This is a genomic window from Oleomonas cavernae (genome assembly GCF_003590945.1).
GTDB lineage: Bacteria > Pseudomonadota > Alphaproteobacteria > Zavarziniales > Zavarziniaceae > Zavarzinia > Zavarzinia cavernae.
In genome coordinates, this window is sequence record NZ_QYUK01000011.1 from 4090950 (window position 1) to 4103112 (window position 12163).

Annotated in this window: 12 protein-coding genes; 6 read left to right on the forward strand and 6 right to left on the reverse strand. The window is 68.0% G+C overall.

The window, feature by feature from the left end; all coding sequences use genetic code 11:
- Positions 1–181 precede the first annotated feature (181 nt).
- The 5 genes from D3874_RS23635 to D3874_RS23655 all read left to right on the forward strand — a co-directional run bounded on the left by D3874_RS23635 (position 182) and on the right by D3874_RS23655 (position 3896).
- Positions 182–2068 carry a glycosyltransferase gene (locus tag D3874_RS23635; protein ID WP_119781646.1) on the forward strand — a complete coding sequence of 629 codons (1887 nt, stop codon included), beginning with the start codon at positions 182–184 and terminating at the stop codon, positions 2066–2068.
- Positions 2065–2472, forward strand: coding sequence for a hypothetical protein (locus D3874_RS23640; protein WP_119781648.1), 408 nt, complete (start codon positions 2065–2067; stop codon positions 2470–2472). The genes D3874_RS23635 and D3874_RS23640 overlap by 4 nt, the downstream gene beginning before the upstream one ends.
- Positions 2433–3017: a hypothetical protein gene (locus tag D3874_RS23645; RefSeq protein ID WP_147385833.1), complete on the forward strand. Its 585-nt coding sequence runs from the start codon at positions 2433–2435 to the stop codon at positions 3015–3017. The genes D3874_RS23640 and D3874_RS23645 overlap by 40 nt, the downstream gene beginning before the upstream one ends.
- Before the next feature lie 40 nt (positions 3018–3057).
- Positions 3058–3435, forward strand: coding sequence for a hypothetical protein (locus tag D3874_RS23650; protein WP_119781652.1), 378 nt, complete (start codon positions 3058–3060; stop codon positions 3433–3435).
- Between the two features lie 65 nt (positions 3436–3500).
- Positions 3501–3896 carry a hypothetical protein gene (locus D3874_RS23655; protein WP_147385834.1) on the forward strand — a complete coding sequence of 132 codons (396 nt, stop codon included), beginning with the start codon at positions 3501–3503 and terminating at the stop codon, positions 3894–3896.
- A gap of 3 nt (positions 3897–3899) precedes the next feature.
- Here D3874_RS23655 and D3874_RS23660 read toward each other — a convergent pair whose 3' ends face one another.
- On the reverse strand, positions 3900–4436 hold the full coding sequence (locus tag D3874_RS23660) for an NUDIX hydrolase (protein ID WP_119781656.1): 537 nt from the start codon (positions 4434–4436) through the stop codon (positions 3900–3902).
- Positions 4437–4439: 3 nt separating this feature from the next.
- A complete protein-coding gene (locus D3874_RS23665; RefSeq protein ID WP_119781657.1) occupies positions 4440–5660 on the reverse strand; it encodes a PQQ-dependent sugar dehydrogenase in 1221 nt (406 codons plus the stop codon).
- 51 nt (positions 5661–5711) lie between these two features.
- On the opposite strand from D3874_RS23665, the gene D3874_RS23670 reads away from it, so the two are divergent.
- Positions 5712–6137 carry a hypothetical protein gene (locus D3874_RS23670; RefSeq protein ID WP_119781659.1) on the forward strand — a complete coding sequence of 142 codons (426 nt, stop codon included), beginning with the start codon at positions 5712–5714 and terminating at the stop codon, positions 6135–6137.
- Positions 6138–6154: 17 nt separating this feature from the next.
- Here the strand turns inward: D3874_RS23670 and D3874_RS23675 are convergent, their stop codons facing one another.
- The 4 genes from D3874_RS23675 to D3874_RS23695 all read right to left on the reverse strand — a co-directional run bounded on the left by D3874_RS23675 (position 6155) and on the right by D3874_RS23695 (position 12144).
- On the reverse strand, positions 6155–6913 hold the full coding sequence (locus D3874_RS23675; protein WP_119781661.1) for an SDR family oxidoreductase: 759 nt from the start codon (positions 6911–6913) through the stop codon (positions 6155–6157).
- Between the two features lie 27 nt (positions 6914–6940).
- Complete coding sequence (locus D3874_RS23680; RefSeq protein WP_158596190.1) at positions 6941–8062, reverse strand: WD40/YVTN/BNR-like repeat-containing protein; 1122 nt, start codon at positions 8060–8062, stop codon at positions 6941–6943.
- 144 nt (positions 8063–8206) lie between these two features.
- Positions 8207–10462: a DUF1302 domain-containing protein gene (locus D3874_RS23690; RefSeq protein ID WP_119781666.1), complete on the reverse strand. Its 2256-nt coding sequence runs from the start codon at positions 10460–10462 to the stop codon at positions 8207–8209.
- Positions 10463–10770: 308 nt separating this feature from the next.
- The gene (locus D3874_RS23695) at positions 10771–12144 is read right to left on the reverse strand and encodes a DUF1329 domain-containing protein (protein ID WP_119781667.1); all 1374 of its coding nucleotides are present in this window, start codon (positions 12142–12144) and stop codon (positions 10771–10773) included.
- Positions 12145–12163 lie beyond the last annotated feature (19 nt).

Below are 12163 nucleotides of genomic sequence, written 5' to 3' on the forward strand. Positions count from 1 at the left end.
ATGGGCATGATATGGGCATCATAACGAGAACCCAAGGCCGATTGAGCCGGATCGACGGATTGTGAAAGGCGGGCTGCATGATTTCGGCGATCGGCTGGGCGCCGCTGCTGTCAATCGGCTGGATCGGCCTTACCGCCGCACTGGCGCTGGCGCGCCGCCACCGCCATCGCCGCCGTGACCGATGACGGGGTTCGATTGGGGCGGCGCCCTCGCCGGCCCCGCCGGCGATGCCCTGATCGCCCGCGGCATCGTCCGGGCGCCGGCGCGGGAGGCGGCCATCGACGAGGCCCGGCGCTGGCGCGCCGATCCCACCACGATCCTGCTGGCACAGACCGGGGCGGATGCCGCCAGGATCGCGGACGCCTATGCCCAGGGCCTGGGCCTGCGCCGGATCGATCTGGCGGCCGCACCACCCGATCCTGCCCGGCTCGACTTCTCGCGGCTGGCCGATTACGGCCGCTTCCTGCTGCTGCCCTGGCGGCGCGAAGGCGATTTTACCGTCGTTGCCTGCGTCTCGCCCTCGATCGCGTTGCTCGCCATGGCCGAGGCCATGGTCGGCGGGCCGGCGATCCTGGCCGTGACGACGCGGGCAGCCCTGATCACCGCCATGACCGCGGCCTTTGCGCCCAGGCTGAGCGATGAGGCCATCAATCTGCTGGCCCGGGCCGATCCTGAAAATTCGGCCGGCCGGCCCAAAGGTCTCGCGACCGCCTGGCCTTGGTGGCTGGGGCTGGCGGCGGTATCAGCGGCGGCGGCCTTGGCGCCGTGGATCGCCTTGACCATCGCCAACGCCCTGATCGCCGTCTTCTATCTGGGCAATCTGTTGCTGCGCGGGGTGCTGGTGATCGCCGGCGGGGCCAGGCAGCCGCCGGCCCCGGCAGCACAGGCCATGGCCGATGGCGAACTGCCCCGTTACACGGTCCTGGTGCCGCTGCATGACGAGCCGGCGATCCTGCCGATCCTGGCGGGCGCGCTCGACCGGCTCGACTATCCCAGGCCCCTGCTCGACATCAAGCTGATCATGGAGGCCGACGACCAGGCGACGCTGGCCGCGGCACAGGCCTTGAACCTGGCCGATCGCTACGACGTCGTGCTGGTGCCGCCATCCCATCCCCGCACCAAGCCCAAGGCCTGCAACTATGCCCTGCCCCTGGCGCGCGGCGACCTGCTGGTCATCTTCGATGCCGAGGACAAGCCGGAATCGGACCAGTTGCGCAAGGCCGCCGCGATCTTCCGCGATGCCCCGCCCGATCTCGCCTGTATCCAGGCGCGTCTCAATTTCTACAATGCCGAGGAGAACTGGCTGACCCGGATGTTCGCCCTCGACTATGCGCTGTGGTTCGATTTCCTGCTGCCGGGCCTGGAGCGGTTGAGCATTCCCCTGCCCCTGGGCGGCACCTCCAATCATTTCAGAACCCCCATTTTGCGAGAGGTTCTGGCCTGGGACCCGTACAATGTAACCGAAGACGCCGATCTGGGGATTCGCCTGCGCCGCCGCGGCTACCGGGTGGGCACGGTCGACTCGACCACGTTCGAGGAAGCCACCTGCCAGGCCCACAACTGGCTGCGCCAGCGCACGCGCTGGCTGAAGGGCTATATCCAGACCTGGGCCGTGCATATGCGGGCGCCGCGTGACCTCTGGCGGCGCCTGGGGCCGGTCGGCTTCCTGGGTTTTCAGTTCTTCATCGGCGGCACCGTGCTCTCCGGCCTGCTCAATCCCGTGGTCTGGGCCACCTGCGCCTGGTGGCTGGCGACGGGGAGCGGTGCGCTGGATGCCTTGTTCCCGTCCTTCGTGCTGGCGGCCAGCCTGCTGGCCTGGCTGGTCGGCAATTTCATCTTCCTCTACCTTGCCATGATCGCGCCGTTCCGGCGTAACTGGTACGATCTCGCGCCCTGGGCCCTGACCGCGACGCCCTACTGGGCACTGATCTCGCTCGCCGGCTACCGGGCCCTGTGGCAGTACTTCTCGCGCCCCTTCCTGTGGGAAAAGACCCGCCACGGCAACAGCCGCAAGGTCAGGGCGACCCTGGCCGGCCATGCCGCCGCCGTGGCGGAGCGGGGGCCATGACCACGCCACCGCGATGGCGGGCCTTCGTGTTCACGGCGACCATGGCGGCGCTGCTGCTGGCACTCGCCCGTCGCTTCGGCATAGAGGGCCATGAGGCCAGCGTGATCGACCTGGCCGCCCGGGCAATCGACCGCCAGGTCGCCGCCTATCCACCCCTTCCCGTCCTGCTGACCGCCCTGCTCGACAACCTGACCGCCGGTCTTCTGCCCTCGGCCGCCGATGTCCTGTCGGTCCTGATCGCCGGCACCGCGGGGCCGTTGTCCGCGGCCGGGCAGCGGTCTGGGCACCGGGGCTGGCCCTGGCCCTGGTCGAGGGGCCCGGCGTCGTGCTGCTTTGCCTGCTCATGCTATGCCTTGGGCTGGCCTTGCAGCAGTTTCGGGCGGGAGACGGCCCCCTGCCACTGATCGGGGCCGGCATTGCCGCCGGTATGATGCCCTTCGCCCACGCCGGTGGCGCCGCCCTCGCCCTGATCTGTGCGCCGCTGGGCATCGCGGCCCTGTCCCCCGCCCTGATCGCCGGGCGCGGCTTTACCGGCACCCTGTTGCTGGGCCTGTTTCCCTTAGGCGCCCTGACCGCCGCCTATGGCGCCCTCGCCGCGATCTATGGCGGCGATCCGACACAGCCTTTCGCGGGCCTGCTGGGGAGCGCCGGTATCGACCCCGCCTTGGGCTTGACCTGGGTTGCCCTGGCCCCGGTGACGGTGCCGTTGCTCTGGCGGGCGGTGACCATGCCGAGCCCCGACCGCCTGATCCTGGCGGGCCTGCTGGCGGCCCCCGCCCTGGCCGCGCTGCTGCACGGCCTTGGCGGCGGCACCGTAACGCCGGGCCAGATCGCTGGACCGGCCGCCGTCGTTGCCGGTCTCGCGCATCATCGCTCGCCGACCTTGCTGGTCCTGTCCTGGGGGTTGCTCCTGCTCGCCGGCTCCAGCCCGGGGACCGCGCCATGCTGATCGCCGTGCTCGATGATGACGGCACGCGCGCGCCCGGCTATTGGGACGCCTGGCGGCACTTGGCTACGAGGCCCTACCGTTTGGCGAAGATCGAGAGCCATCCGCCGGCCTGGTCATCGTCGGCGGGCCTTTCGCGGAACCGGCCGGGGCGCTGCTGGCGCGCCTGAGTCCCGACGGCGCCGTCGTCCTGGTGATCGCCGAGGAAGTCCCTCCCGGCTTGCAGGCCGCCGCGGCCCTGTGCGGGGCCGAGATCCTGCCCGAGTCCGTGTCGGATGCCGCGTTCGCCGGCCACTTGCGCACCGCCGCCCGCCTGTGGGGCGAGGCCGCGAGGCGGCGCGTCATGGAGGCCGAGAGGGCCCAGGTCCTGGCCGAGCGTGATGCCTTGCGTGTCCTGGCCCGTTCGAGCGCGGCGGCCTGATCCTCTCTCCCGCCACCGGCCGCTACCAGGCGCAACTGCTGCTCGAGCACCGGGCGGCAACCATCATGATGATCGCGATCGACGACCTCGCGGCTTTGCGCGCCGGCGCCGGCATCGACGCGGCGCAGGACGCCGAACGCGCCACCGCTGCCCTGCTCGTCCGCTGCCCGGCGCGCCTGGGCGACATACTGCACGTCAGGGGGCCGGGCCAGGGCTGGGGCCTGTGGTCCGCCGATATCGACCGGCCGGCCGCGGCCGCCCAGGCCCGGCAGATCCTGGACCTGGTCGAGGCCCGCCGCCTGCCCCACGACTTCGCCCGCGGCGCCGACAGCCTGACCATTTCCATCGGCATCGCCACAACCGGCCTCAAGACCGCCGCCGGCGCGGCCGAGGCGCGCGCCCTGGAGGCCCTCGGCCGTGCCGCCAGCCTGGGCGGCAACCGCATCCGCTGGGCGGATTGACCCTCAGAACCCGGCAAGCCAGAGGGCGGCGGCCATCAGGTTGTTGGCGACCGGCATCCGGCCGGCGCCGATCGCGGCGCGCAGTTCGTCGCGCGTCATCAGGCGCAGCTCGGCCTCCTCGAGATCGCCCGAGTCCGCCGCCTGCACGAAGCGGGCACCAGTCGCATGGAAGACATGGCCCCAAGCGCCGTGCATGTTGGCCATGGTCACCACCGACTGCACCGGGCGCCAGTTTTCCGCGGTGTAACCCGTCTCTTCCCGCAGTTCGCGGCGCGCGGCGGCCTCGGGCGCCTCGCCCGGATCGATCATGCCGCCGGGCAGGCACAGGCAGGCAGCACCCAGCCCATGGCGGTACTGGTGGAACAGCAGGAGTTCGCCGGCCGGCGTCTCCGCCAGGACGACGACATAGGGCGGCATCTCCAGGCGGTGGAAGCCTTCGACGATGCGGCCGTCGGGCAGTTCGACCGTGTCGACATGGACGGCCAGGAATGGCGGGCGTTGGTAGACCGTGCGGCGGGCCAGTCGCTTCCAGGGCTTCATCGCTCAAAGGCTCCCGCGGTAGGAGATGCGCCAGATGACATTGGCGACATCGTCGGCCACCAGCAAGGCGCCGTCCCTGGCCACCGCCAGGCCGCAGGGCCGGCCCCAGACCGACGCCCGGTCGCGGCCCGCCTGCCAGAAGCCGCTGGCGAAGACCTCGTAGGCGTCGGCCGCCGGGCGGCCATGGTCGAACTTCACCCGCACCACCTGATAGCCGCGCGGGCGCCCGGCGTTCCAACTGCCGTGCAGGGCGACGAAGGCATCGCCCTTGAAGTCGGCCGGGAATTGCCCGCCGTCGTAGAACACCAGGCCCAGCGGCGCCGAGTGGCTGCGGAACAGGACCTCGCCCCGGCGCATGGCCGCCGCCAGCTCCGGACGGCGCCCGCCCAGGCGCGGGTCGGGCCGCCCCAGATAGGCATAGGGCCAGCCGTAGAAGGCGCCTTCGATCACCTGCGCCAGATAATCGGGCACCAACTCGTCGCCCAGGCCGTCACGCTCGTTGACCACGGTCCACAGGGCGCCGGTTTGCGGGTGCACGGCGAGGCCCACCGGGTTGCGCAGGCCGGTGGCGAAGCTGTGCCCGGCACCGCCCCCGGCCGCGAAACGCTGGATGGTGGCACGGGGTAGAGCCTCCTCGGCGATATTGCCCTGGCTGCCGATGGCAACGAACAGGTCCGCCCCATCGCGCGAGAAGGCGATGTTGCGGGTCCAGTGACCGCCGGGGTCGCCGAAGGCCCCGTCGTCGGTGATCCGCACGGGGGCCGCTGCCCTTTCGCCACCATCATAGGCGACCCGCCACACCCCATAGGCGTCGCCGATGTAAAGCTGGCCGTCGTGCAGGGCCAGGCCGTGCGGCAGGTTGAGGCCGGTGACAAAGTCGCTGCGCCCTTCGGCGATGCCGTCGCCGTCGGCGTCGATCAGCCGCGTCACCGTCCCGGCCTGCGGCTGGGCCAGGAACACCGCCCCGTCCGGGGCCACGGCCAGCCAGCGGGCGTGCTCGAAACCTTCGGCGAACAGCTGGACGGCAAAGCCGGGCGGCACGGCCGGCAGCACCCCGGCCGGCCGGGCGACTTCGCGCGGGCTGTTGGAAGCGCTATCGGTGGCATAGGGGGCGGGCAGGGCGGCGGGATCGACCGACAGGCGGGTGCCGACCGGTTCGGTCTGGGCGCCCGCCATGGCGGGGCAGAGCAGGGCGAGGGCCGCCAGCGGCAAAAATCTGGTCATGACGCGGGCCCTTTGCGGAGAGTTAACCATTGCCCGCTAGTCTGCCTCCTCATGACCATGATCGCCAGCCGACGCCACTTCCTGGGCCTTCTCGCCTTCGCCGCCATGGGCCTGCCCGCCGCCGCGGCCCGGGCCGAAGCCGCGCGGGACGGGCTCGACATTGTCGGCGATATCGTTGTGCTGGCGCCGATCTATATGTCGGTGGTGCGGCGGGGCAAGGTGCGCGCGATCATGACCATCGCGTCCAATCTGGATGTCACCGATCTCGACATACGCGAACGGATCGCGCGCGAACTGCCCCGGCTGCGCGACGCCTATCTGCGTGCGCTCGACCCCTATCTGGACCGGATCGACCTGAAAACCGCGCCCAATGTCATGCACATGACCGGGCTGCTGCAGAAGGCGACGGACGGGCTGTTCGGCACGGGCAAGACCACGGTGCTGATCACCCATGCCACCATTCGCCGCATGACCTGAACCCAGGCCGGGCCGGGTCACATCGCGCTGATGCCGCCGTCGACGAACAGTTCGGCACCCGTGACGAATTTCGCTTCGTCGCTGGCCAGATAGAGCACGGCATAGGCGACGTCGTCGGGCTCGCCCACGCGCCCCAGCGGCACCTGGCGCCCCAGCTTGGCCAGGCCCTCGTCGCGGCCGATCGCCTTGGTCAGATTGTCGAGGATGGGCGTGTCGATGAAGGTCGGGTGGACCGAATTGCAGCGGATGCCATAGCCCTTGCGCGCGCAATGCAGGGCGACCGACTTGGACAGATGCCGGACCCCGGCCTTGGCCGAATTATAGGCCGCCATGTTGTGGCCGGCGATGACACCGGCAATCGACGATATATTGACGATCGAGCCGCCGCCCGACCTGGCGATCAGCGAAATGGCGTATTTGCAGCCCAGGAAGACGCTGTCCAGGTCGACGGCGTGGACCAGCCGCCACAGCTCCAGGCTGGTCTCCTCGACCGTGCCCGAGGGGCCGATCCCAGCATTGTTGACCAGGATGTTGAGCCCACCGAAATGATCGTCCGCCGCGGCCAGGACTCGTTGCCAGTCCTCGGCTTGGGTCACGTCATGGGCAAGCGGCAGGGCGGCCGGGCCGATCTCGGCCGCGACCTTGCCCACACCGTCGACATTGATGTCGGTAACCACCACCCTGGCGCCTTCGCGCGCCAGCATGCGGGCGGTCGCCCGGCCCAGTCCCGATGCCGCCCCGGTCACCAGGGCGATCTTGCCGTCCACGCGTCCCACGCCAAAACCCCCCTGAGAAAACCGGGCTCAGTTGGTCAGGGTGGCACCAGCGCCGCCTTCGCCGAACAGCAGTACCGTGCCGTCCGAGGTCTGGTAGGCCGTGGTCAGCGAGGCGCGCTCCTTGCGCGACACCGGCGTGAAGCTCTTGCCGCGATCGGCCGAGACCAGGACGGTCCCCTCCAGGCCGACCAGGATGATACGGCCATCGCGCAGTTCGACACCCGATTGCAGCGAGGCGATGGTGCTGGTCGGCACCTGGGACCAGGTGGCGCCGCTGTCGGTGGTGTGCCAGACGTTGCCCCGCAGGCCGAAGGCCAGGATGGAACCGTCCTTCAGCGCCAGCACGTTCCAGTACGAACCGGAATAGGGCGTCTCGATATCCTGGATCTGGCTCAAGGTGGCATCGGTCACGAAGATGTGGCCCATTTCGCCGGCGATCCACAGACGACCGTCGGGCGCCTTGGCGATGCCGTTCATGTGGAAATCGAGGTCGCCCAGGTCCTTGCGGGTCCAGGTCTTGCCGCCATCGGCCGTGGTCACCACGTGGCTGTAGGCGCCGACCGCAAAGCCGGTGGTGGCGTCCTTCATGTAGAGATCGAACAGCGGCGATTCCGCCGCCGGATCGAAATGGACCAGGGCCCAGGTCTGGCCGCCGTCTTCCGTGCGCAGGATGACCGCGTCATGGCCGGTGGCAAAGCCCAGCTTCTCGTCGACGAAATGGACCGAGGTCAGGCTGACGTCGACCGGGGTCGCAATCTGGGTCCAGGTCTTGCCTTCGTCGGGCGAGAGCAGCACATGGCCCCAGGCACCGACCGCGACGAGATTGGGGCCGGCCTTGGTGACCGCGGTGATCAGGGTCTGGGCCGAAAGCGGCTCCATGACCGAGGGGATCGGCTTGGCATCCTCGGCGCCCTTGCTGCCCATCTGGTTGAGCAGGCTGGTAAGGCCGTCGCCTGACGCCGGCGGGGCTGCATCCGCTGCCGGGGCAGGGGGCGCCGCATCCACGGCAGGAGCGGGCGGGGTGGCTTCGGCCGCAGGCGGGGCCGCCGCGGGCTGCCCATCCTGCGCCCACACCGGCACCACCGCGATTGTGGCCGCGACCAGGGCGGCGGACGAAACGCGACGTGCAAGGGCTGTAAGGACGGACATCAGGCACTCTCCCCGGAATTTTATTGTGGTCTGCCACCGTTATAAGTGGCTTCTAGCGTGACTGCGCCGCCAATTCAATGCGGGAGAAGCGCAGAGACCCGCTCGCCGGCCAAATCCCGGCAAACGGACCCTCACGCCCCCCGATCAGAAGGTGTAGGAGACGCTGAAGCCGACGTAGTCGCGGTCGAGATAGGGGTTGCGCGAACCGCCGTTGCCGCCGCCGCCGCCAAAGCTCTTGAAATAGTTGAAGTTGGCTGCCCAGTTCTCAAGGTAATTGATCTTGAGGCCGAAGTTCAGCGAGGTGACGCTCTTGGTGAAGCCGGGGTTGGGTGCCGGGGTGGTGCCGAACAGGCCGTGGGCGAAGCCGATCGACGGGGTCAGGGTCACGCCGTCCATGACGTTGGGATAGTCCCAGAAAAACAGGCCTTGCACGCCGCCGGACCAGCGGGTGGGCGGCTTCCAGGTCGGCGGGAACTGCTCGCCCAGCGAGGTTGCCTCGATCGGCGGCAGGATCTCGATCGGGCCGGCCGCGAGCGGCCGGGTCTGGAACCCGGTGAAGCCGTTCTGACCGTAGGAGGCGTACTGGAAGCCGTCCTTCAGGTCGATATAGATGCCGCCGAACTCGACCAGGGCGAAGAGCTGGTTGGCGCCCAGGATGCTGGTAACGATATTGGTGCCACCCAGGATCTTGGTGAAACGGATCGCAGCCTGCCAGACATCGTGCTTGAGGTCGAGGCGCAGGCTGCGGTTCGGCGTGTAGTCGTTATCGAACTGCTGGAAGCTGGTATCCAGGATCGGCGCGATGCCCGGGTTGTTGACCCCGAGCGGCGTGGGTGCCTTGGTCGCCTGGTCGATCGGCACGCCGCCGGCACCGTCGTAGGATCCGGCCAGGAAGGCCGGCTCGGAGATCCACACCGGCGCATTGTGCTTGTAGCTGATCTCGGCGTTGATCGCCACGGCCAGCGGGTCGTAGGTCGTGTTGAAGGCAAAGCCGATCATGCTGATACCCTTGGGGTAATACATGACCAGGCGGCCGTTCTCGAGATTCTCCAGGACCGTCGAGCGCGGCGCGGTGCCGTAAGGCGGGTCGATCAAGGCGCTGGTGACCGGGCCGGTGAGGGCACCGATGATATCCTGTACCGGGCCGCCGAGCAGACCGGCCAGCGCGGAGCTCAAGCCGTTCAGCGCATCGGTCGGAAGCTGGTCCAGCAGGCTTTGCACCAGCGGCGCCGGCAGCGCCGCGAGGTTCAACTCGCCTGTACCAGGTGCATACTGCGCCGGCCCTTCGGCCCGCAGCGACGGCAGGCGCGAGGTATAGTTGACGTAGTAGAGCTGGAATTCGGTGTTGTTGAGATCCGGCGAGAAGTAACGCAGCGCGGCACCCCAGTCGTGAATGTCGGGGTCGTCTTCCTGCACGATCGGGGCATTGGCCGCCAGCATCACGCTGTTGGGATCGTCATAATCCGCCGGGTTGAGGCCGGTCCCGGTCGTATAGGACCGGGTATCCTTGGGATCGGTGAAACTCGACGAGTATTTCACGCCGTCGCAGAAATTGTCGGTGAAGGAGAAGAAGCTGCCGCAGGGGTCGAGCTTGTAGCCCTGGAAATCGAGCTGGTAGAACGCCTCCGCCGACAGGCCCTCTGCCACTTCCAAGGTCGCAGAAATCATCGGCACCGGGATCAGGGCGTCCTTCAGTTCGGCGCCGGGCGTACGGATCTTGCTGGCATCGATCGGGTTGATGACCGAAATGCCGTTGATGGTGAACAGCGCCTCGCCCCAGTTCAGGATCTGGCTGCCGACCTTCACCGTCAGGTTGCGGTCGAACACCGTGAAGCTGCCGCCGACGTAATAGTCGAGGATCGTGGCGTCCCAGTCCGCCTTGTTGTCGGCACCGTCGGGATAGCGGCCGCTGGTGAAGACGCGCTGCTCGGGATTCCAGTCCGCCAGGTCGTTATTGGCGGCGATCGAATCGTAGAAGGCGACACCGCGCACGAAGGTGAAGAAGTTCCGCCATTTCAGGCTGAGTTCGGCCGAGGCGGTGGAGACCTGGCTGATGACGTCATATTTGTCGAAGTTCAGGTTGCCGTCGTCATTGCCGGCGGAAATCAGCTTGCCGCCGTTGTAGGTGCCGTCGCCGCTGGGGTCGGGCGTGCCGTTGTAGTAGCCGATCTGGCGCGGATCGCGGTCGCTGACGCGCATCTGCGCGCCGGTCGACAGCGACACCAGCACCGAACCGCTGATCTCGTCGGTGAGATCGAATTCAAAAGCCGAGGCCGACGCGGCCAGGCCGAACGCGCAGGCAGCGGTCATCATCAGCCCGATGGCTCGGCGGCCGGTGGTTGCCTTGGCGAGCCGGTGTGCAACCGACTTCGCGCCAGCGCCGTTCTGCGCAATTTCCATAATCGATCCCCCGGTCGGGCGCGCTGCCGCAGCTACTCGCGGCGCGTACCTCGTATAATCCCTACCCTTACTGCCGGACTTGCCGCGTTGCCGCGGTCTCAGGTGTCCGATTCTTTGTCAGTTAAATAAAATCCTGGACGGGCGCCAAGGGAAAGGCGCCTTTCTGCCCAAAACGGATGCAATTGGCTGTGATGGCCCCGGTCTCCCACACGACCGGCGCGACCCGGCCCGACGGCGCCCACGGGGGCACGGAAGCGACGAAGGGCGCGACCTGCGCCGCGCCCTTCTTGTTGCGGTGCCCGATCGGCTCAGCGGGTGCCGAGGCGGCGGATGGCGTCCGGCGTGAACTGCGACGGGTCAACATCCTGGGCGTTCAGGTTGAACTGCTTTTCCTCGTTCTTCAGGGCGAAGACGATGTAGCGGCCCGACTGCAGGTCATAGGTGACTTCCAGGGCCGAGGAGCACAGCGGCAGTTCGTAGGCGTTGGAGATCGGGCCTTCCTGGAAGCGCCAGAGCTGCTGGCGGGTGTCATAGAGGTCGACCTGGGCGATGTTCCAGCTGTCCTCGTCCATGTAGAAGACGCGGCGGCCGAAGACGTGGCGGGTGCCCTCCTTCAGCTTGGCATCGACCACCCAGGTCCGGTGCAGTTCGTAGCGGCCGAATTCCGGGTTGAGATGGCTGGGGGTCAGCAGCTCGGCATACTTAGCGTTCACCGCGTAGTTGTTATAGCCGATATAGGTTTCCTGCTTGGGCTTCAGCTCGAAATTGTAGCGGTCGGTGGCACCGTTGTACATGTCGAACTGGTCGGTGGTGGCGAGACCGTCGGTGTTATACAACGGGTTGTCGTAGGCCAGTTCCGGCGCGCGCAGGACGCGACGGGTGCCGGGATTGTAGACCCAGGCCTGGCGCGGCAGTTCCTTGGCGTTGATGGTGTCATGCACCAGCACCACGCTGCCTGCCAGGCGGGCCGGCGAGGTGGTGATGTTGATGTAGGAAATGCCGATGTTGTTGAGCTGCTTGATATCGGTGACGTCGCCCACCGTCTTCAGGCCGGGGCCGTTGTAGTGGAGGATGCCGAAATCCTCGTTCTTGAAGATGGTGTAGGAGCCGTCGCGGTTCACCGCGGCCGAGGCGAAATAGCGGCGGAACTTGAAGCCGCGATAGCGCAGGCGGTGGTTCCAGATCGCCTCGACGCCGTTGCTGGGGATCACGAAGGGGTTGCCCAGCAGCGCGTCGTTGAGGCCGTTCTGGTCCTCGGTCAGGGTCGCGGTGGCGGCATTCTTCTTGTTGGCCTCATAGAGCCGCTCGGGCAGCGAGCAGGTGCGGCGGGTCTGGAAGACGCGCAGCTTGGCCGTCGGATAGGTCTTCAAGAACGCGATCTGGCCCGGCGACAGGTTGGCCTTGTACTGGTCGAGGTTCTTGCCATCGATAGTGAACTTGACCTGGTCGCTGGGGAACGGATCGACATATTTGCCGCCCGGCTTGTAGCCGGCCGGCGGTGTGGTGAGCCCGCCTTCCCAGGCCGGGATGGTGCCGTCGGCATTGCCGGCCTTGATCGCCCCCATGGGCGTCAAGTCCTTGCCCAGCCGGTCGACTTCGGCCTGCGGCGCCTTGGCGAGAGCCGCCGTACCGGCGACGCTGGCCATCATCAGGCCCGCAAGCGCGGCCATCTTGAGTGTCATCTTCTGTCTCCTCCTGAGT

Coding starts and splice junctions, on each gene's coding strand:
- D3874_RS23640 (WP_119781648.1), top strand. CDS start 2,065: ATGACCACGCCACCGCGATGGCGGGCCTTCGTGTTCACGGCGACCATG.
- D3874_RS23655 (WP_147385834.1), top strand. CDS start 3,501: ATGATGATCGCGATCGACGACCTCGCGGCTTTGCGCGCCGGCGCCGGC.
- D3874_RS23670 (WP_119781659.1), top strand. CDS start 5,712: ATGACCATGATCGCCAGCCGACGCCACTTCCTGGGCCTTCTCGCCTTC.
- D3874_RS23680 (WP_158596190.1), bottom strand. CDS start 8,062: ATGTCCGTCCTTACAGCCCTTGCACGTCGCGTTTCGTCCGCCGCCCTG.
- D3874_RS23635 (WP_119781646.1), top strand. CDS start 182: ATGACGGGGTTCGATTGGGGCGGCGCCCTCGCCGGCCCCGCCGGCGAT.
- D3874_RS23660 (WP_119781656.1), bottom strand. CDS start 4,436: ATGAAGCCCTGGAAGCGACTGGCCCGCCGCACGGTCTACCAACGCCCG.
- D3874_RS23695 (WP_119781667.1), bottom strand. CDS start 12,144: ATGACACTCAAGATGGCCGCGCTTGCGGGCCTGATGATGGCCAGCGTC.
- D3874_RS23665 (WP_119781657.1), bottom strand. CDS start 5,660: ATGACCAGATTTTTGCCGCTGGCGGCCCTCGCCCTGCTCTGCCCCGCC.
- D3874_RS23690 (WP_119781666.1), bottom strand. CDS start 10,462: ATGGAAATTGCGCAGAACGGCGCTGGCGCGAAGTCGGTTGCACACCGG.